Source organism: Microbacterium sp. NPDC087592 (assembly GCF_044743585.1).
Taxonomy (GTDB): Bacteria; Actinomycetota; Actinomycetes; order Actinomycetales; family Microbacteriaceae; genus Microbacterium.
Genome location: NZ_JBIUWT010000003.1, coordinates 212,680 through 232,308 on the forward strand (window position 1 = coordinate 212,680; position 19,629 = coordinate 232,308).

The 19,629-nt window shown below is 68.2% G+C and carries 19 protein-coding genes; 10 read left to right on the forward strand and 9 right to left on the reverse strand.

Annotated elements, in window-relative coordinates:
• Nucleotides 1-23: 23 nt before the first annotated feature.
• Nucleotides 24-1,748 carry an ABC transporter substrate-binding protein gene (locus tag ACIOTO_RS17350; RefSeq protein ID WP_262000800.1) on the reverse strand — a complete coding sequence of 575 codons (1,725 nt, stop codon included), beginning with the start codon at nt 1,746-1,748 and terminating at the stop codon, nt 24-26.
• Nucleotides 1,749-1,794: 46 nt separating this feature from the next.
• Nucleotides 1,795-2,808, reverse strand: coding sequence for an ABC transporter permease (locus ACIOTO_RS17355; RefSeq protein ID WP_231481743.1), 1,014 nt, complete (start codon nt 2,806-2,808; stop codon nt 1,795-1,797).
• Nucleotides 2,809-2,989: 181 nt separating this feature from the next.
• On the opposite strand from ACIOTO_RS17355, the gene ACIOTO_RS17360 reads away from it, so the two are divergent.
• The 4 genes from ACIOTO_RS17360 to ACIOTO_RS17375 all read left to right on the forward strand — a co-directional run bounded on the left by ACIOTO_RS17360 (nt 2,990) and on the right by ACIOTO_RS17375 (nt 6,409).
• Complete coding sequence (locus ACIOTO_RS17360; protein ID WP_400858726.1) at nt 2,990-4,456, forward strand: chlorohydrolase family protein; 1,467 nt, start codon at nt 2,990-2,992, stop codon at nt 4,454-4,456.
• Nucleotides 4,457-4,475: 19 nt separating this feature from the next.
• Nucleotides 4,476-5,141 carry a GntR family transcriptional regulator gene (locus ACIOTO_RS17365; protein ID WP_029263639.1) on the forward strand — a complete coding sequence of 222 codons (666 nt, stop codon included), beginning with the start codon at nt 4,476-4,478 and terminating at the stop codon, nt 5,139-5,141.
• 76 nt (nt 5,142-5,217) lie between these two features.
• Nucleotides 5,218-6,087, forward strand: coding sequence for a hypothetical protein (locus tag ACIOTO_RS17370; protein WP_400858727.1), 870 nt, complete (start codon nt 5,218-5,220; stop codon nt 6,085-6,087).
• A complete protein-coding gene (locus ACIOTO_RS17375; RefSeq protein ID WP_029263637.1) occupies nt 6,080-6,409 on the forward strand; it encodes a transcriptional regulator in 330 nt (109 codons plus the stop codon). Before ACIOTO_RS17370 ends, ACIOTO_RS17375 begins: the two co-directional genes overlap by 8 nt.
• Before the next feature lie 8 nt (nt 6,410-6,417).
• Here the strand turns inward: ACIOTO_RS17375 and ACIOTO_RS17380 are convergent, their stop codons facing one another.
• Nucleotides 6,418-7,422 (reverse strand): isopenicillin N synthase family oxygenase, encoded by a 1,005-nt coding sequence (locus ACIOTO_RS17380; RefSeq protein WP_029263636.1) that lies wholly within the window; start codon nt 7,420-7,422, stop codon nt 6,418-6,420.
• A gap of 169 nt (nt 7,423-7,591) precedes the next feature.
• On the opposite strand from ACIOTO_RS17380, the gene efeU reads away from it, so the two are divergent.
• The 3 genes from efeU to efeB are packed head-to-tail and all read left to right on the forward strand — an operon-like array spanning nt 7,592 to nt 11,108.
• The gene (gene efeU, locus ACIOTO_RS17385) at nt 7,592-8,536 is read left to right on the forward strand and encodes an iron uptake transporter permease EfeU (RefSeq protein WP_400858728.1); all 945 of its coding nucleotides are present in this window, start codon (nt 7,592-7,594) and stop codon (nt 8,534-8,536) included.
• Nucleotides 8,533-9,765: an iron uptake system protein EfeO gene (gene efeO, locus ACIOTO_RS17390; protein WP_400858729.1), complete on the forward strand. Its 1,233-nt coding sequence runs from the start codon at nt 8,533-8,535 to the stop codon at nt 9,763-9,765. The genes efeU and efeO overlap by 4 nt, the downstream gene beginning before the upstream one ends.
• A 38-nt stretch (nt 9,766-9,803) precedes the next feature.
• A complete protein-coding gene (gene efeB, locus ACIOTO_RS17395) occupies nt 9,804-11,108 on the forward strand; it encodes an iron uptake transporter deferrochelatase/peroxidase subunit (protein ID WP_400858730.1) in 1,305 nt (434 codons plus the stop codon).
• A 6-nt stretch (nt 11,109-11,114) separates the two neighbouring features.
• Here efeB and ACIOTO_RS17400 read toward each other — a convergent pair whose 3' ends face one another.
• Nucleotides 11,115-11,993 carry a serine hydrolase domain-containing protein gene (locus ACIOTO_RS17400; RefSeq protein ID WP_400858731.1) on the reverse strand — a complete coding sequence of 293 codons (879 nt, stop codon included), beginning with the start codon at nt 11,991-11,993 and terminating at the stop codon, nt 11,115-11,117.
• Nucleotides 11,990-13,132: an acyltransferase family protein gene (locus ACIOTO_RS17405; RefSeq protein WP_400858732.1), complete on the reverse strand. Its 1,143-nt coding sequence runs from the start codon at nt 13,130-13,132 to the stop codon at nt 11,990-11,992. Before ACIOTO_RS17405 ends, ACIOTO_RS17400 begins: the two co-directional genes overlap by 4 nt.
• Nucleotides 13,133-13,243: 111 nt before the next feature.
• On the opposite strand from ACIOTO_RS17405, the gene ACIOTO_RS17410 reads away from it, so the two are divergent.
• Entirely contained in the window at nt 13,244-14,470 is a 1,227-nt protein-coding gene (locus ACIOTO_RS17410) for an LLM class flavin-dependent oxidoreductase (RefSeq protein WP_029263630.1), read from the forward strand.
• A 1-nt stretch (nt 14,471) separates the two neighbouring features.
• Nucleotides 14,472-15,116 carry an FMN reductase gene (locus ACIOTO_RS17415; protein ID WP_029263629.1) on the forward strand — a complete coding sequence of 215 codons (645 nt, stop codon included), beginning with the start codon at nt 14,472-14,474 and terminating at the stop codon, nt 15,114-15,116.
• A gap of 58 nt (nt 15,117-15,174) precedes the next feature.
• Here the strand turns inward: ACIOTO_RS17415 and ACIOTO_RS17420 are convergent, their stop codons facing one another.
• Nucleotides 15,175-15,879, reverse strand: coding sequence for a response regulator (locus ACIOTO_RS17420; protein ID WP_105709781.1), 705 nt, complete (start codon nt 15,877-15,879; stop codon nt 15,175-15,177).
• Nucleotides 15,876-17,171, reverse strand: a complete 1,296-nt coding sequence (locus ACIOTO_RS17425) for an ATP-binding protein (RefSeq protein WP_400858733.1) — start codon at nt 17,169-17,171, stop codon at nt 15,876-15,878. The genes ACIOTO_RS17420 and ACIOTO_RS17425 overlap by 4 nt, the downstream gene beginning before the upstream one ends.
• 145 nt (nt 17,172-17,316) lie before the next feature.
• On the opposite strand from ACIOTO_RS17425, the gene ACIOTO_RS17430 reads away from it, so the two are divergent.
• On the forward strand, nt 17,317-18,756 hold the full coding sequence (locus ACIOTO_RS17430) for a cation:dicarboxylate symporter family transporter (RefSeq protein WP_372467004.1): 1,440 nt from the start codon (nt 17,317-17,319) through the stop codon (nt 18,754-18,756).
• A gap of 54 nt (nt 18,757-18,810) precedes the next feature.
• Here the strand turns inward: ACIOTO_RS17430 and ACIOTO_RS17435 are convergent, their stop codons facing one another.
• Nucleotides 18,811-18,987 carry a DUF5302 domain-containing protein gene (locus ACIOTO_RS17435; protein WP_017830923.1) on the reverse strand — a complete coding sequence of 59 codons (177 nt, stop codon included), beginning with the start codon at nt 18,985-18,987 and terminating at the stop codon, nt 18,811-18,813.
• Between the two features lie 31 nt (nt 18,988-19,018).
• Nucleotides 19,019-19,603, reverse strand: a complete 585-nt coding sequence (locus ACIOTO_RS17440) for a DedA family protein (RefSeq protein WP_400858734.1) — start codon at nt 19,601-19,603, stop codon at nt 19,019-19,021.
• Between the last annotated feature and the right edge of the window lie 26 nt (nt 19,604-19,629).

Genomic DNA, 19,629 nt, shown 5'->3' on the forward strand with positions numbered 1-19,629 from the left:
TTCCGGAGGTGTCGTGTCGGCCGTTACTGCTCGACGCCGATGGTGGACAGGTCGATGCTTCCGAAGAAGTACCCCACCTGGGCGTTGTGGATCTTCGAACCGACGACGCTGTTGGTGAAGGTGCGGATGAGCGGCACGAGCGGGTACGACTCCATGGCCTCGTTGTAGAGCTCGGCCCAGCGCGTGTTCAGCTCTTCGGAGGTGCCGTTGGTGTTGCGCAGCTCGTACATGTCACCGGAGAGCTTCTCGTCGTAGAAGCGCGAGATGTTGCTGAAGCCGTATGTCGTTCCGTCGAGGCTCGGGCCGATGTTGGGGTCGACCGTGGTCCGGGTGGAGCCGGACGCCGCACCGCCGCACCAGCCGGCGCGGGCGATGTCGGGCATCTCGTCGCTGGCGAGCACCGTGTAGTAGTTCGCGGCGGGGATCGGCACGAGCTGCAGGTCGATGCCGAGCTCGGTGAAGTTCTGCTGGAGCACGGTGCCCAGGTTCTTGTACCGGTCGATCGCGTTCGAGTAGCCGTAGGTGAGCGAGGCGGGGACGTCCTTGCCCTCGAGCAGCTTCTTGGCGGCGTCGAGCTGCGGGGCGCCGTCGATGTCGAGGTCGGTGGTCTCGGCGACGTACCCGACCTGCGAGTCGTTCAGGTACGAGTTGGTGAGCTTGCCGAAGCGCGCACCGCCGTACTGCACCTGGATCGCCGCACGGTCCATCGCCAGGGCGAGCGCGTGGCGCACGTCGGGGTCGGTGATGGTCTCAGTGTTGAAGTTGAGCACATCGGTGCAGCCGAGCAATCCGGAGGCGGTGCGGTCGGCGACGGACGACTCGGTCAGGCGTGAGGTGTCCGAGGCCTGGAGGGCGCCGTTCGAGTCGAGCGTGATCGCGGTCGGGTCGGCATCCGAGATCAGCTGCTGGCTGATGGTCGCCTGCGCGGTGGACAGCGAGAACGTGAACGTGTCCGGGAGGGCGGTGCGGTTCTCGTCGGTCGCGGGATCCCAGGAGGGGTTGCGCACGAGCTTCAGCTCCCGGCCGCGGTCGTAGCTGGAGATCATGTACGGGCCCGAAGAGATCGGGTGGTTCGTGTAATCGAGCATCGTGTCCTTCGCCTGCGGGACCGGCGCCGTGTTCGAGCGCGACACGAGTGCGGCGAAGTCGGGGTTCGGCTGCTTCAGATGGAAGATCACGGTCTTGTCGTCGGGGGTCTCGACGGCTGTCAGATCGCCGCCGCCCGAGTACGGACCCTTGTAGTCATCGGCATCGAGAGCGGAGTTCAACTCCTGCGGTGCCTGGGTGAAGACGTCGCGCGCGAACGTGCGGGCGATGCCGTACTTCACATCGGCGGCGGTGATGGGCGTACCGTCCTCGTACTTCAGACCGTCTTTGAGGGTGTACGTCCATGTGAGGCCGTCTTCCGAGGCGGTGCCGGTGTCGGTCGCGAGGTCGCCGACGATCGTGGGCGGCTCTCCGGCGGTCTCCTTCGCCATCGTCAGCGTGCGGTAGTAGAGCTGGCCGACGTTCGCGGTCTGCACATAGTTGCTGTTGCCCGGGTCGAGCGTCATGAAGTCGCTCGACATCAGGACGTTGACGTTGCCGCCGGCCTCGTCGAAGCCCGGCTGCACGATGTGCGCGGCATACGGGTCCTTCGAGCCGGTGGGGGCGGATTGCCCGTTCTGTGCGGTGACGCTGGTGCAACCGGTGACGACCAGGGCGATGGCCACGGTCGCAGCGGCGAGCAGGGGACTGCGGTGTCTCATGACGCGTTCTCTTTCGGTGGGGGTCGGGTGTTCGGGGGCGGGAAGGTCAGCTGCGGGAGGCCTTGGGATCGAGCGCGTCGCGCACGGCGTCGCCGAGCAGGTTGAAGGCGAGCACGGTGATGATGAGCGCGGTGCCGGGCACGATGAGGAACCAGGGGTCGCTGAGGTACCAGTTGCCCGCCTGAGCGGCGTTGAGCATCTGCCCCCAGGACGGCGTCGGGTCCTTCACGCCGACGCCGAGGAACGACAGTGCGGCTTCGGCGGAGATGTTCGCGGGGATCATCATGGTCGCGTAGACGAGGACGACCCCGAGCACGTTCGGGATTACCTGACGGAAGATGATGGTCCGGTGCGAGGCCCCGTAGGACTTCGCCGCCTCGATGTACTCCTGCTCGCGGATGCTGAGCACCTGGCCGCGCACGACTCTGGCCAGGTACGCCCAGCCGAAGAACCCGAGGATCAGCACGAGGGAGGCGATGGGGACGAAGCTGCCCTGACCGAGGGGCGTGTCGCGCAGCCGGGACTGCAGGATCGGGGTGAGCGAGAGCACCAGGAGCAGGTGCGGGAAGGCGAGGAAGAGGTCGATGATGCGGCTGATGACCATGTCGACCTTGCCGCCGAAGTAGCCGGCCGCGGCCCCGAGCACGGTTCCGAGGACGACCGAGACCAGCGTCGAGAGCAGGGCGATCAGCAACGAGACCTGAGCCCCGTAGGCGATGCGGGCGAAGATGTCGCGTCCGAGTCCCGGTTCGACGCCGAGCCAGTGCTCCACGGACGGGTACATGTAGGCGGGGAGCGGCAGGCCGGGGGTGTTGAAGTTGTCGAGGACCTCAGGGCCGGTGTTCGTGGTGAACGGATCCTGCCCCTCGATCGCGACCAGCACGGGGGCGAGGAGGGCGAAGAGCACGATCGCCACGACGACCCCGAAGGAGACGAGGGCGATGGGGCTGCGGCGGATGCGCAGCCACGCCGTCCCGAGGAGCGAGCGTCCGGTCGCGATCTTCGGCGGCGCGGTGGGCAGCGCCTCCGTCTTCGGGGTCAGCGTCTGGGTGTCGGTCACGATCTTCCTTGATGGGCCGGGGAGCGGGTGCTCAGAATTGTATACCAGCGGGAACGAGGTTGGGATACCAAATTCCAGAGCGGTGTGATTTCTGCGTACTTACGGGGGAACATCTTGAAGAGCAGAAGCGCGTGAGATAGTTTTTGGATACCAAATCGCATCTCAGATCATCGGGGCTCTCATGCGCACACTTCTCACCGCCGACCACGTGCTGGTGTTCGACGGCACCTCCCACCGGGAACTCCGGCAGGGGGCCGTGGTCGTCGAGGACGACATGATCGTCTTCGCCGGCCCGGCTGACCAGGCTCCCTCGGGCGTCGATGAGCGCCTGGAACTCGGGGAGAGCCTGCTGATGCCCGGGCTCATCGACCTGGACGCGCTCACCGACATCGACCACTTGATCTTGGACGCTTGGGGTACTCGTGAGCAGGCGGCCCGACTGCAGTGGTCGGAGGACTACTTCGACCGTCGGCGGCATGTCTTCGACGAGGACGAGCGTGCACGGATCCGGGAGATCGCGCTGGTGCAGCTCGCGCTGCACGGCGTCACCTCCTACATGCCGATCGCCTCGGAGGTGCATTCGGTCTGGGCCGAATCGGCCGGCGACCTTCACCGGATGGCGGCGTTCTCGCGCGCTCTCGGGCTGCGCGGATTCCTCGGTCCCTCCTACCGCTCGGGCGTGAACGTCGTGACGCCGTCGGGTGAACGCCGGGTGCGGTTCGCGCCGGAGGAGGGTGAGCTCGGACTCGCCGACGCCATCCGGTTCCATGACGAGCTGGCCGCGCTCGGCGAGCCGCTGCTCACGCCCGTCTTCCTGCCCTGCCGCATCGAGACGCTGACTCCCGAGCTGCTCGCGGCGACGGGGGCGGCGGCGGCGGAGCGCGGAGCGATCGTCCGGCTGCACGCGCTGCAGGGGGAGGTCGAGCGCGAGCTCATCCTCGAAGCCCACGGCTGCACTCCGCTCGAGCTCATCGAGAGGATGGGCCTTCTGAACGATCGCCTCATCGTGCCGCACGGCGTGTTCCTCGACGTGAACCCGCGGGTGCACGGGGAAGACCGCGGCGACCTCGCACGTCTGGTCGACGCCGGGGTGTCGATCGTGCACTGCCCGCTGACCAATGCCCGCTACGGCTCCGAACTCGAGACGTTCCAGCGTTATCGCGATGCCGGGGTGAACATCGCCCTCGGTACGGATTCGTTCCCGCCCGATCTCATCCGGGGCATCGACACCGGGGTGTCGGTCGCGAAGGTGCAGAACGGCAGTCTCGCTGCCGGTGACCTCGCCGGATACGTCGATGCGGCGACGCTCGGCGGGGCGAAGGCGCTCCATCGCCCGGACCTCGGCAAGATCGCCGTCGGTGCCCAGGCCGATCTGACGGCGTTCCGGCTGGACGACGTGCGGATGGGCGCCGTCGACGACCCGCTGCGCACACTCGTGCTGAACGGCACGGCGCGCGATGCGTGCCTGACGATGGTCGCCGGCCGGGTCGTCATGCGTGACGGGAAGATCGACGGAATCGACCTCGACGCGATCCGCGACGATACGCAGATCCTCTTCGGGCAGATGCGGAACGCCTACACTGGGCGCGACCATCGGAGCGGAACGACCGACGAACTCTTCCCTCCGGTCTTCCCCCGTCATGCCTGATGCCCCGAGAGGTTCCGCGATGAGTTCCGACAGCCTGATCACCGACGGATCTGCCCTCGCCGAGCGGGTCTATCGCGGTGTGCTGCGCCGGATCATCGTCGGAGAGCTCACCCCGGGGTCCTGGCTGAAGGAGCGGGATCTGTCGGAGCGGTTCGAGGTGTCCCGTGTGCCCGTCCGGCAGGCGCTCCAGCGGCTGGAGACAGACGGGTTCGTCGTCACGACACGCAACAAGGGGGCGAGTGTCACGCCGGTGACGAGGGCCGACGTCGAGGAGCTGTACGACGCGCGGCTGTGCATCGAGCCCTATGCGACGCGGCATGCGGCGCAACGTGTCCACTCGGGAGCGGCGAGTGCGGATCGGTTGCGCGAACTCCTCGAGCGTGCGCTCGCGCCGGGGGACACGGCCGAGCTGGGGGAGTCCAACCTCGGGTTCCACCTCGAGATCGTCCGCCTCTCCGGCAACCGCATCCTCGAACGCAGTCTGCGGCCCATGCTCGGCCGGATGCAGTGGATCTTCGGGATCACGCATGCCACGCGGGAGCAGGAGCACGCGGTGGAGCACCAGCAACTGCTCGACGCCATCGTCGCCGGGCGCGGCGAGGTGGCGGCGGCGCAGGCCTACGCGCACATCGATCAGGGGCGCGAACCCATCATCGAAGCCCTCGCACAGGCACTCGACTGGTGACGACGGGTTGACCCCTCCCTCGCTTTCCGATAGGAAAGTAGTGAACTTTCCGGATGGAAAGTCGGGGAGGTCCATCGTGGAGCAGAAGCCCATTCCCGGTCAGGACGCGCTCGTCCCGCCGGATGCAGATCTCGCGCAGCAGTATCTGGCTGCCGCTGACGCGGTGGCGGGGCGCCGCGACCGCGCGATCGACCGACGCGCGCTCGCCAGGCTCCAGATCCTCAATGCGGCGGTCACTGCGGCATACCTCGTCGCATTCGCGCTCGTCCTCCGGAACGACGACGTGATCGCCTCGCAGGCGATCCTGTTCACCTTCCTGGTGTGGGGGCAGCTCGCGAGCGGCATGGCTCAGCGCAACGGGATGCAGTGGCGCATGACTCGCTCGCGGTGGCCGGTCATCCTGGGTGGAGGGGTGCTGCTGGCCGCTGCCCTCGTGGTGTTCGGACTCGTGGCGTTGGACACCGCGCTCCCCGCCGGTACGGTGCTCATCCCCGCCGGCATGGTCCTGCTGGGCATCGGCGGACACGGGGCGGTGCAGCTCCTTCGCGCGTCACGGGATCCGCGTCGTCCGCGTCCTGCTCGGGTCCCGCTGCCGGCGCCCTTGCGGTGGGGAACCGTGCTTGTCGGTATCACTGTCGGCGTACTCACCATGCTGGCGGGATCCCCCGACGATGTCCTCCGGAGCGTGATCTCGTTGCTGGTGATGATGACGCTCCTCGCGTGGATCGTGGCCTTCAACACCCCGCTGGGGCTCCCGGCCATCGGAGCCGCCTGGCGTTGGCCGCATGTGGCGATGTTCTTCGTCGCGGCGTGCGTCCCCGTCGGCCTCACGCTCGGGGGCGAGTCCTTCGGGAACCGGGGGCTCGCGGGTGTTCTCGGAGGTGTCGTCGTGATCCTGCTCTTCGCCCTCGTGTCCTTCGTCCCCGGCCGGGCGAGCCGTGGCTGAGCCGGCCTCCAGGCCTCACCCACGCACCCAGCTGGACGATAATTTCGCCTCGCCCATCCGGTTCTCCCTCATGGCGGCGCTGGGGGACGGGATGGAACTCGACTTCGCGACGCTTCGGGATGTCCTCCAGTGCGGTGACTCACCCCTGAGCAAGGCCATCACGCACCTGCAGGCTGCCGACTACGTGTTCGCGCGCAAGGCGAACGTCGGTGGCCGCTCGCGCACGTGGGTGCGTTCGACCAAGACGGGGCGCGACGCCTTCGCCGCACACCTCCAGGCGCTGCGTGAGATCGTCGCCCTCGGAGGTGGGCAGGCACTGTGAGCGTGGGCTCAGGCGGTGGCATCCACGAGGTCCGCGTGGTGGATCGCCGCGACGTCGGGGTGGGCGCGCAGGCGTGACTTGAGGGCGTTCTCGCCGTAGAGCGCGTGGATCGGGTTGCTCGGGTCCTTCGTGACGCCCTTCGCCTCGGCCGCCAGCTCGGGCGGAAGCTCGATCAGCGGGAGGCGCTTGTCGAGGGCGGGGTTGAAGAAGAACGGGATCGAGATCCGGTCGTTCGGGGCCTTCGGTGACACGACCCGGTGGTTCGTCGCCTTGAGGTAGCCGCCGGTGGCGTACTCGAGCAGCTCGCCGATGTTCACGACGAAGGCACCGGGCACCGGGGGAGCGTCGACCCAGGCTCCGTCGCGCTCGACCTGCAGGCCGCCCTTGCCCGGTTCGACCCAGAGGAGCGTGAGGACGCCCGAGTCCTTGTGCGCGCCGACGCCCTGCTGGGGCTCGGGCTCGTGTGTTCCCGGGTAGCGGACGATCTTGATCAGTGTCGAGGGCTCACCGAAGTGATCGTCGAAGTAGGTCTCGTCGGCTCCGAGCGTCTGCGCCCATTCCCGCAGCAACCGCCGGGCGACGTCGGACAGCGTCTCGTGCCATTCGGTGACGATCTCCTGCAGTTCCGGCTGCGCCGCCGGCCACAGATTCGGGCCGATGAGGCGGTTGAACGCGGGGCCGCCGTCCACGGGTTCGCGCTCGGGCCCGATGTCGATCTGCTCGCGCCAGTCCACCTGACCCTGGGTGCGCTCTCCGCCGATGCGGGTATAGCCGCGGAAGTGCGGGCTGTTCACGTTCTCGATCGCGAGCTTGTCCTCCTCCGGGAGGGCGAAGAAGTCGAGGGCAGCACGGTGCAGCCGTGCTTCCAGCTCGGGGGAGATGCCCGTGCCCGTGAGATAGAAGAAGCCGACGTCGTGCGTCGCGGCCCGGAGATCGTCGCGGAAACGAGCCGCAGCGTCCGGGCCTTCGTCGAGCTGGGACAGGTCGAGGATCGGGAGCGAGAGTTCAGCCATGGACCGAGGGTATGTCGGCTTTCCGAGCGGGAGGGCCACTGTTGCGCCGCGTTACCGCCGGGGCGTCGTCTGCCGGTGGCGACAGTGTTCCGGCAAGACTCCGCTGCAATGCTAGAGTCTCGTAGGTAAGGGCTGCCTTACCTCAGTCGTCGCAACAGAAATCGTCTCCGTGCTCGCCACTTTTCTCATCGGCCTCCGTGAAGGCCTGGAAGCCGCGCTCGTCGTCGGCATCCTCGTCGCCTACCTCCGCCGCCTCGGCCGGAAGGACGCCCTGCCGAAGATGTGGGCGGGCGTCGGCCTCGCGATCGCCCTCGCACTCGGTATCGGCGCCGTGCTCACCTTCGGCGCCTACGAGCTCACTTTCAAGGCGCAGGAGCTGATCGGCGGCGGGCTCTCGCTGCTCGCCGTCGCGATGGTCACGTGGATGATCTTCTGGATGCAGCGTGCCGGACGCACCATGAAGGCGACGCTCGAGGGCGGCCTCGATCGCGCGCTCACGGTCGGCGGCCTCTGGGCGCTCGTCGCGATCGGCTTCGTGTCGGTCGCGCGGGAGGGCATCGAGACGACACTCCTTCTGTGGTCGATGGTGCAGGCGTTCGGCGATGCGCCGTCCGCTCTGCTCGGCGCTCTGCTCGGACTCGCCGCCGCCGTGATCATCGGCTGGCTCATCTCCCGCGGAGCAGTGAAGCTCGACCTCCGCCGCTTCTTCGCATGGACCGGCGGCTTCCTGGTTATTGTCGCCGCCGGCGTGCTCGCCTATGCGCTGATGGATCTGCAGGAGGCGGGCGCCCTGCCGGGCCCGTTCACGGCCGCGGCGCCGCTCGATCCCACGACCGGGACGGTCGCGATCGGGTGGGCGGCTTTCCCGTTCGGTTGGGCGTTCGATGTGTCGTCGGCCATCGCCCCGAGCGGTCCGCTGGCCGCGGTGCTGCAGGCCACGGTCGGCTTCATGCCCGCGATGACCTGGTTGCAGGTCTCCGCCTGGACTCTCTACATCCTCATCGTCGGTTCGCTGTACGTCCGCGGTCTCCGCTCGCGCCGTGCGCCGAAGCCTCGCGCTTCGGCCGAACCCGAATCCGACACGACCTCTCTCTCACCACAAGGAGCAGCATGACCACCTCTCACCGTGTCCTGGGGGCATTGGCCGCCGCGGGCGCCGTAGCACTCGTCCTGAGCGGTTGCGTCGCGAAGAGCGACGCCGCCGCCGACGCCGCCTTCGACGTCTCGTCCACCGCCGGCGACTGCGCCGTGTCGGCGGCCACCGCGAAGAGCGGGACGCTGACCTTCGACGTCAAGAACGACACGGACCAGGTCTCGGAGTTCTATCTGCTGGCCGAGGACGGTCTGCGCATCGTCGGCGAGGTCGAGAACATCGCGCCGGCAGCGTCCCGCACTCTGACGGTCGTCGCACAGCCGGGGGACTACTTCACGCTCTGCAAGCCCGGGATGCTCGGCGACGGCGTCGGCAAGGCGGCCTTCACCGTCACCGGCGATCGCGTCGCGGTCGACGGGCCCGATGCCGAGCAGAAGCAGCAGGCGGTCGATCTCTACGCCGCGTTCGTCAAGGACCAGGTCGGTCAGCTCGTCCCGGCCGTCGAGGAGTTCGTCGCAGCCTACGAGTCGGGCGACGACGAGACCGCCCGCGCGCAGTTCCCGCTGACCCGCGCGTTCTACGAGCGCATCGAGCCGGTCGCCGAGGCGCTCGGGGATCTCGACCCGCGCATCGACTATCGCGAGGTCGACGCCGTGGCTGAGGGCCTGGATTGGACGGGCTTCCACCGCATCGAGAAGGACCTGTGGGTGCCGGCGCAGGACGCGCTGAACGCCGACGGCGAGACCCCGGCCTGGCAGGACTGGGCTCCGTCGACGCCGGCAGAGCGGGCCGACTTCGGCGACCTGCTGCTCGCCGACGTGCAGGAGCTCTACGACTACGTGCACTCCGACGACTTCACGACGGCTCTCGACGATCAGGGCATCGGAGGCATCTCGAACGGCTCCATCGCGCTGCTCGACGAGGTCGCCACCGGAAAGATCTCGGGCGAGGAGGACTGGTGGTCGGGCATGGACCTCTACGACTTCGCGGCGAACGTCGAAGGCTCGAAGATGGCGTTCTCCCTCGTGCAGGACTTCGCTGCGGCTCAGGGCGACGACGGTGAGGCCCTCGTCGACGAGATCGAGGGCGGCTACGCAGCCCTCGAGGAGTCCCTCGCCGCCCACGGTTCGCTGTCCGACGGCTTCGTCGCCTACGCACAGCTGACCGAGGACGACAAGCGCGAGTTCACCGACCTGATCAACGCGCTGGCCGAGCCGCTCTCGCAGCTCACCAGCACTGTCCTCGACTGATCAGCGTCGAGCGGAATCGAACGGATACCATCACGGACGTGAACGAACCAGAAGCGGGGGCCTCGCCCGACACCTCATCGACCGGTGACGTCTCCGCTCCGGGCGGGCTGAGCAGACGCGGACTCCTCGGCCTCGCCATCGGCGGTGGCGTGGCAGGGCTTGCGGTCGGCGCCGGCGCGGGCCTCGCCGGGGGTGTGGCGCTGGGACGTGCGCGCGCAGCGGAGGACGCGCATTCCGCCTACGAGTTCTTCGGTGCGCACCAGGCGGGCATCACCACACCGGTGCAGGATCATCTGCACTTCGCGAGCTTCGACATGATGCCACGCAGCGACCGCGATGACCTGATCTCCCTTTTGCAGGACTGGTCATACGCCGCGTCCCGCATGTCGCAGGGGCTGGAGGTCAGCGCGAGCGGAGCGGTCGGCGGACCGGCGGAGGCACCGCCGGATGACACCGGCGAGGCATTGGGGCTCCCCGCGGCCGGCCTCACGATCACCTTTGGGTTCGGACCCGGCCTCTTCGAGAACGAAGACGGCGACCGCTACGGCATCGCCGCGCAGCGCCCGGCCGGCCTCGAACGCCTCCCGGCGTTCCTCGGCGACGATCTCGACCCGCAGGCGTCCCACGGAGATCTCTGCATCCAGGCCTGCGCCGATGACCCGCAGGTCGCGGTGCACGCGATCCGCAACCTCAGCCGCATCGCCTTCGGCCGCGCCCGCCTGCGCTGGTCGCAGCTGGGATTCGGCAAGACGTCGCGCACGACCGCCGCGCAGGCGACGCCCCGGAACCTCTTCGGCTTCAAGGACGGCACCGCCAACATCCTCGCCGACGACACCGAGGCGCTCGCGGACCACGTCTGGGTGTCCGAGCAGGACGAGCCCGCCTGGCTCGCCGGAGGCTCGTACCTCGTCGCGCGCAAGATCGCGATGCTGATCGAGACGTGGGACCGTGTGCGGTTGTCGGAGCAGGATGCGATCATCGGCCGGGACAAGGGGGAGGGCGCGCCCCTCTCGGGAGGGGACGAGTTCACGGCGCCCGACTTCCACGGCAAGGCCATCGACGCCAACAGCCACGTGAGCCTGGCGCATCCCGAGCAGAACGACGGTGTGCGGATCCTGCGTCGCGGCTATAACTACGTCGACGGCAACAACGAGCTCGGACGCCTCGACGCCGGACTCTTCTTCCTGTCGTATCAGCGTGACCCCGCGCAGTTCATCTCGCTGCAGCGGCGGCTGTCAACCGACCTGATGAACGAATACATCCGCCACGTCGGCTCGGGGATCTGGGCCGTGCCGAGGGGTGCGACCCTGGGGTCCTACGTGGGCGCGCAGCTGTTCGCCTGAGCGGGCTCAGACCCCGCGTCGGGCGGTCTCGAGGATGTCGACCACCGTGGCAGCCATCTCGTCCGCACCGAAGTGATCGGCAGCGGTGATGGTCACGACCGCGTCGTCGAGGAAGATCAGCAGCTGGCCGTGCGCGCCGTGCAGCCGCCATCCGCGGCCGGGGCCACCCCAGCCGGCGAGGGCGTAGCGGTCGTAGCCGGGGTTCGGGCCGGCGACGACCCCGTTCTCGTGCATGGCGTCGATCCATCCCGACGACACCAGCTGCATGCCCTGCCACCGTCCGCGGTCGCGGATCAGCAGACCGATCCGCGCCATCTCGATCGTTCGCAGCGCAAGTCCGCCACCCGCTTCGATGCGTCCGTTCGGGCTGCGCGCCCACACCACATCATCGATGCCGAGCGGGCGGAAGAGTCGGGCATCCAGGTAGTCGCCCACATCGCCGACCCGCGCGGAGAGCGCCGTCATGGCGGTGTAGGTGCTGGCGTTCGAGTACTGGAACGCGCGTCCGCGCGATGGCCGACGCAGGAACTCACGGGCGAGGTCCGGCCAGTCCGTCATGAGCGTCTCGGACCAGGGCAGGTCGATGCCGCTCGACATCGTGAGCAGATGACGCAGGGTGACCTGTTCGACGCCCTCGCCGAGCTCGAAGTCGGGCAGGTAGACGGTCACGGGCATATCGAAGGAGATCGCGCCCTCATCGGCGGCGATCGCGGCCGCGAGCACGCACACGCCCTTGGTGACCGAGTGCACGTCCTCGCGCACATCGGGCGTCCAGCGGTGCTCCGCCTCATCGGCTCCGATGCGGACGTGGAGTCCGTGCGCGTCGAAGCCCGAAGCGGTTACGGCCTCGACGATGCGGTCGCGGACGGCCTCGGCGACGGTCATCGCGGGTCGGCCCGGGGGCGTCGGGATCCGGTCGGGTCGTTTCGGCGTCCTTCACGCGATGCGAGCGCGGGGTCGACGAAGAGCCAGCGGGGTCGAGGCTCGACGAGCGGCCGGAACACCCAGCGCACCGGCTTCGTGGCCAGGAGCAACGCGACGACCACGGAGAGCGCCGTCACCAGCGGCAACCAGATCCATGTCGGCTCCAGGTCGCGCAGCGCACCCGTCTCGCGGAACGGATAGAGCACGAACGAGTGGAGGAGGTAAACATACATCGTGTACTGGCCGAACGTGGTCCACCAGTATGAACCGCGCGGGATCAGGGTGAAGAAGGCGGCGCACAGCAAGACTGCCAGCAGCATCAGGGCGATGCGGATCCCGCCGGCCCACCACTGGTCGCCGACCAGGTCGGAGTACGAGTCCTCGTAGAACAGCCAATGGCGCAGGTCGACGGCCTGCCAGAGCGGCAGCCAGTTCCAGGCGGCCCAGCCGACCCCCGCGAAGACCGCCACTGCCCCCACCCGGATCCACCAGGGGCGGAAGTCGAGCAGTCGGAGCCGATCGACGATGTCGTGCTCGCGCAGCCACCAGCCGAGTGCGAAGAACGGCAGGAGGCCGAGAGTGCGGGACAGCGAGAACGTGCTGTCGACATTCGGGAGGTAGCCGGAGCCGATCGAGATCACGACCGTCCACAGCAGCGGCCAGCGCAGCAGCGCGAGATAGGGCAGCACCAGTCGGAAGATTCCGAGCGCGAGCAGGAACCACAGGGTCCAGCTCGGCTTCGTGAAGTTCGGTGTCGCCTCACCCTCGACGAGCCACTTGGTGAGGGTCCACAGCGTCTCGAAGATCACGTAGGGGAGGATGATGTCGGTGATCACTCGCGCCATCTGCGTCTTGGTGGGAGTGCCCGACTTGGAGAAGTAGCCGGAGATGATCGCGAACGCCGGCATGTGGAACGCGTACAGCGCCAGGTAGAAGGCGAAAGCGATGTCCGAGTCGTAGATGAGTCGCTGGATCGCATGCCCGAGCACGACGAGGACGATGCAGATGTACCGCGCGTTGTCCCAGAACGGCACGCGCCGTCGCTTTCGCGGGAGAGATCCTGTGGTGGGCCCTGCGATGTCCGCCCCGGTACTGCTCATCTTTCGAGGCTACAGCCCGGGAATAAAGTTGCTGTGAGCGCGTTGACACATATACATTCAAATGAATAGAAACGGGTGCGAGTCATCCGGTTCGGAGAACACGGAGCAATCATGAGCGAGCAGTCAGGCGCGCAGGCGATGCAGTTCGGCATCATGTCGGTCAGCGACATCACCCGCGATCCCACCACGGGCATCACCCCCAGCGAGCAGGAGCGCATCAAGGCGACCACGGCGATCGCCGTGCACGCCGAAGAGGTCGGACTCGACGTCTTCGCGATCGGTGAGCACCACAACCCGCCGTTCTGGTCGTCCAGCCCCACCACTTTCCTGGCGGCACTGGCCGCGCAGACCGAGCGCCTCATCGTCTCGACCTCGACGACGCTCATCACCACGAACGACCCCGTGCGCATCGCCGAGGAGTACGCGATGCTGCAGCACGTGTCCGACGGGCGCATGGACCTCATGCTCGGCCGCGGCAACACCGGACCCGTGTACCCCTGGTTCGGGCAGGACATCCGCCAGGGTCTCCCGCTCGCGATCGAGAACTACGCGCTGCTGCACAAGCTGTGGCGTGAGGACGTCGTCGACTGGGAAGGGAAGTTCCGCACCCCGCTGCAGGGCTTCACCTCGACGCCGCGACCTCTCGACGGCATCGCCCCCTTCGTGTGGCACGGCTCCATCCGGACCCCGGAGATCGCGGAGCAGGCCGCCTACTACGGCGACGGGTTCTTCGCGAACAACATCTTCTGGCCGAAGGAGCACTACCAGCGCCTCATCGAGCTGTACCGCCAGCGCTTCGAGCACTACGGTCACGGCACCAGGGAGCAGGCGATCGTCGGCCTCGGCGGTCAGGTGTTCATGGCAGCCAAGTCGCAGGACGCGGTGAACCAGTTCCGTCCGTACTTCGACAACGCGCCGGTGTACGGTCACGGTCCGAGCATGGAGGACTTCACCGAGATGACGCCGCTGACGGTGGGTTCGCCGCAGCAGGTCATCGATCGCTACGCCGGCATGCGCGAGCACTACGGCGACTACCAGCGCCAGCTCTTCCTCATCGACCACGCGGGACTCCCGCTGAAGACGGTGCTGGAGCAGCTCGACATCCTCGGCTCCGAGGTCGTGCCGGTGCTGCGCAAAGAGCTCGCGAAGGACCGCCCGTCCTCCGTCCCCGACGCGCCGACCCACGCCGCACGCGTGGCCGCGGAGTTCGGTGACGGGCCGACCCGTCAGGCCCGCCCCGGCGCGAACCGCGGTGACAACCTCACCGGCGACTCGCCGTACCAGGACAGCCCGGCACCCGCCGGTGCAGCATTCGGGCTCGGCCGGAAGGAGGCCTGACATGACCACGCGTCGTATCGCCGTCGTCGCGGCAGGGCTCTCCAACCCGTCGTCGACCAGGATGCTCGCGGATCGACTGGCCGCCGAGACCGTGAAGGCCCTCGCGGAGCGCGACATCGCGGCCACCGTCGACGTGATCGAGCTGCGCGACTATGCGCACGACATCACGAACAACATGCTCACGGGGTTCGCACCGCAGGCGCTCGAGACCGCGATCAACACGGTGGTCTCCGCCGACGCGCTCATCGCCGTCACACCGATCTTCTCCACGAGCTACTCGGGACTGTTCAAGTCGTTCATCGACGTGCTGGACCCGGATGCGCTCACCGGGAAGCCGGTCCTGATCGGCGCGAACGCGGGAACCGCGCGGCACTCGCTGGCGATCGACTACGCGATCCGTCCGCTGTTCGCCTACCTGCACGCCGATACCGTCTCGACGGGCGTGTTCGCGGCGTCGAGCGACTGGGGTGACTCGGGTGACGACGTCGCCCCGCTCGCGAAGCGCGTCGAGAAGGGCGCACGGGAACTCGCGGACACGATCGCGCGGAAGGAAGCGGCCACGGTCGCGGACCCCTACGACCCGGCGACGTACCTGGGCGAAGGACGCTCCTTCGGGCACATGCTCGGGGGCCTCGCGGGGGAGTGATCCGCTTCCCCTTGACCGTCGAAACGCGCCGCGCGCCCGAGAAGGGCGCGCGGCGCGTTCATCCCCGCTCCGCTCCTCCGTCCGCTCCCTGTCTCCAGGCATACTCCGTTTCGGGGCGACCTCGTGCGCCGCGACGTGCGGTGCGGAGCGCGACCCCCTCGGCGGTCAGATGCTCCAGGTAGCGCCGGGTCGCGACCCGCGAGAGCCCGAGGCGATCGGCGGCTTCGCGCGCGGACAGCGGTCCGTTCGCGCGCAGTGCCATCGAAACGTCGTTCAGCGAGCTCGCGGACAGACCTTTGGGCAGCGGGATCGCTCCGGTCGCACGGCCGAGCAGCGCGTCGATCTCCGCCTGCGTGGCCTGGCCCCTGGTCGACCGCGCCTGCTCCCGATGAACGCGATACTGCTCCATGCGCTCTCGGAACACCGAGAACGGGAACGGCTTGACGAGGTATTGGTGCACTCCGAGCGCCGCCATCTGTCGGACGCTCTCGGCATCGCGCACGCCGGTGATCGCGATCACATCCGTGGCGGCGGCGCGCGCACGAAGGCTGCGCAGCACATCGATCCCGGAGCCGTCCGGCATGGTGATGTCGAGGAGAACGAGGTCGAACGCGTCGGCACCGGGGTTCTTCAGCACGGCGTGCACCGCTGCGCGGGCACTGCTGCATTCCCCGGCGACGGTGAATCCATCGAGCCGGGCCACGTAGTCCCGGTGCAGTTCGAGGGTCAGGGCATCGTCGTCGACGATCAGCGTACGGATCATGTCGGCGGCCTCCGAGACTGAGCGCGGAGGAGGACGACGCGGAACATCGTGGGGTCGTCACTCACCGTCACCGAACCGCCGGCACTCGTGACCACGGAGCGCACGAGCGCCAGTCCGATACCGCGGCCGTTCCCATCGGCGGGCTTCGTGGAGTAGCCCTGATCGAAGATCCGCTCCTGGAGGAGTGGCGGTATGCCGGGACCACTGTCCGACACCTCGAGCACGATTCCGCCGTCGTCACTCGGATGCAGCGACACCCGCACCCACCGATCCTCGGAGTCGGAGTCGGAGTCGGCGGCGGCGTCCATGGCGTTGTCCACGAGGTTGCCCAGCACGGAGACGGCGTCGACGGGCGACAGTGGCGTGCGGGGTGTATCGGGCTCGATGTGCACCCGCCAGTCGATGCCGCGCTCCTTGGCCTGCGAGGCCTTGCCGAGGAGGAGGGCACCGACGGCGGGATCGCCGTGACCCCGCGCGGTCACCTGATCCACGAGCGACTGGCTCTGTCGTGACGTCTCCGTGAGGATCTCGATCGCCTCGTCGCGGCGCCCGAGCTCGAGCAGCGCGACCGCGGCGTGCATCCGGTTCCCGTGCTCGTGCGTCTGCGCGCGCAGAGCCTCGCCCAGCGTGCGGATCGACTCGTACGACGACACCGCGTCGCGGAGCTGGCCGGGAGGGAGGTCGCCGGCGATGCGTCGGGTCACACGCCGGGCGATGACTGCCAGACCGACGCCGAGTGCGATGAGCCCGATCGTGATGCCGAGAGTGAGAGGCAGGCGGCGGATCAGGGTGTCCGTGATGGACTCGGTCGTCACCCCGGCGGCGACCCAGCCGATCAGGTCTCCGTCCGGCGTCGTGACCGGCGCGATCGTCCGGATCGAGGGACCGAGGGTCCCGGTGAACTCCTCCGTCAGCGTCCGGGATGTCGAGGGGATCGTGCCGAGGTAGATCCCGCCGATCTGGTCGTCGTCGGGGTGGGTGATCCGCGTGCCGTCCAGGGTCATGACGGTGATGAAGTCGAGCCCGGCGCCGGCGATCACTTCCAACGAGTAGGGCTCGAGCTCCCGGGTGGCCGCGGCGTGTTCGCTCGAACGCAGACCGTCGACGACGAGTGGGGAGGAGGCGAACGCGACTGCTGTGGCCGCCGTCACCCGCTCGGCCTCGGCACGGATCGATCGCTGCGCCTCGGCGACGAGGAAGACCGCCACGAGAGCGCCGATCACGACGGCCGCGACGAGCAGCACGACGAAGACGCGCGAGGCGGTGCTGCGGGCGCGGGAGGTGGGCGCCATCGCCTGCTCCGATCGTCGATGGTCAGGTGCCGTGACCAATACGACCACAACTCGCGCTGCGGCGGGAGGTGGATCACCGTGGGAACCGATCGGCGGTGCAGAAGCCGCCATTCGGACGAGGACGTCGACGATCGAGGAGGAAGCCGTGGCGCTCACAACGGGATTCGCACTGCCGAAGTTCAACTGGCGACGAGGGAAGCACGCGTGGGACCGGCACACCTGGCTGTATGTGTCCGTGCTGATCGCCGTCGTGCTCGGCGCGGCGGTCGGGCTCATCTGGCCGGAGGTGGGCCGAGGGTTCGAAGCGCTGGGCACCGGCTTCGTCGCCCTGATCAAGATGATGATCGCCCCGATCATCTTCTGCACGATCGTCGTGGGCGTCGGTTCCATCGCCAAAGCGGCCACGGTCGGCAAGATCGGCGGACTCGCGCTCCTCTACTTCATGGTGATGTCGACGTTCGCGCTGGCGATCGGACTCGTCGTCGGGAACATCATCCACCCGGGCGCGGGCCTCGATATGGCGTCTTCGACCTATGACGTGGTCGAGGCAGAGGCCAAGACGACGCAGGAGTTCATCCTCGGCATCATCCCGACCACGTTCTTCTCGGCCTTCACGGGGGAGAGCGTGCTGCAGGTGCTGTTCATCGCACTGCTCGTCGGTTTCGCGCTGCAGGGACTCGGCGAGCGCGGCGCCCCCATCATGGAGGCGGTCAAGCAGCTACAGAAGCTCGTCTTCCGCATCCTCGGGATGATTCTCTGGCTCGCACCGATCGGCGCGTTCGGAGCGATCGCCGCGGTGGTGGGCAAGACCGGTGTGGCGGCGATCTGGAGTCTCGGGACGCTGATGGTCGCGTTCTACATCACGTGCATCCTCTTCATCGTCGTGATCCTCGGTGTGATGCTGTGGGCGGTGACGCGGGTGAACATCTTCGCTCTCATGAAGTACCTCGCGCGCGAGTACCTGCTCATCGTCGGCACGTCCTCGTCGGAATCCGCCCTCCCTCGCCTGATCGCGAAGATGGAGTTCGTCGGCGTCTCCAAGCCCGTCGTCGGCATCACGGTGCCCACCGGGTACTCGTTCAACCTCGACGGAACGGCGATCTACCTGACGATGGCGTCGCTGTTCATCGCCACGGGGATGGGGCAGCCGATGTCGATCGGCGAACAGATCGGCCTGCTCGTGTTCATGATCATCGCCAGCAAGGGGGCTGCCGGAGTTACCGGTGCGGGACTGGCGACACTCGCCGGGGGTCTGCAGGCGTATCGCCCCGACCTCGTCGACGGGGTGGGCGTGATCGTCGGCATCGACCGCTTCATGTCGGAAGGACGAGCTCTGACGAACTTCACCGGCAACGCCGTCGCGACCCTCCTGATCGGCACCTGGACGAAGCAGATCGACCGCGACCGCGTGCGACGGGTGCTGAGCGGCGAACTCCCCTTCGACGAGTCACTGCTCGACGGCGTCGACGCGCACGGGAATGCGGATGCACCGCAGGGCGCGGATGTGCAGGAACTGCGGGAGGCAGCAGTGACGGAGATGGCGGCGAAGGAGGAGCGAGCCAGGGCGCGAGCCGAACGCAGCTGACGAGCGGGTGAGGGATGCGGGAGTCCGGATGAACGGGCTCCCGCATCCGCGCGGTCAACCGCTCTTGCGTCGGAACTCGCGCCGGGTCTGCGGGGCGTTCGCACTGTGCACGGCTGAGTCGCCATCCAGGTGCGCCTCGCCCTGCCGGTGGTGCGCGTTCTTCTTCTCGAGCGCTTCCTTGAACTTGCGCTTCATCTCCTCAGAGGAGGAGGCGCCTTCTTCGGTGCTCATGCCCCGAGCCTAGAGCACCGGCTGCGGCAGATCACCCTCCCGTGCGCCGACTGAGGCGATCGAGCAGCACGCCCAGCCCCAGCGCGACGACGATCGACACCGGAACGGCGATCACCGGCCCGCCCGGCAGGATGGCGGCGATCGTGGCGCCCACTGCCGCCTGGTAGAGCGCCCAACCGGTCGCGGCCAGTGCGACCAGAGCGAGGTAGCGAGGCGGATGGATGCGCGACGCCCCGGCCACGAGGTTGATCGCCAGTCGGGCGAAGGGCACGAATCGGGCCGTGAAGAGCACGGTGGCCGTCCCCGTGTCCAACCGGTGCCGTGCCCAACCCAATGCCTGCTGCACCCGAGACGCCCTCATCCACCGCCACCGATCGACGCCGACGGTCCGGCCGACCAGATAGCAGCAGGCGTCTCCCACGGTCGCGGCTGCCGCGGCGCAGACGACGACCGCCCAGAGCGGCGGGGCTCCGGTGGTCACCGCCAGCGCTCCGAGCGCGGTCACCGCGATCTCACCCGGCACGACGACGAAGAAGGCGTCCCCGAGCACGAGCAGGCCCATCAGCGCCAGGCTCCACGGCCCGGTGAGGGATTCGGCGAGCAGATCCGTCGTCACGTCGCCCACTGTGCCTGCAGAGAGTG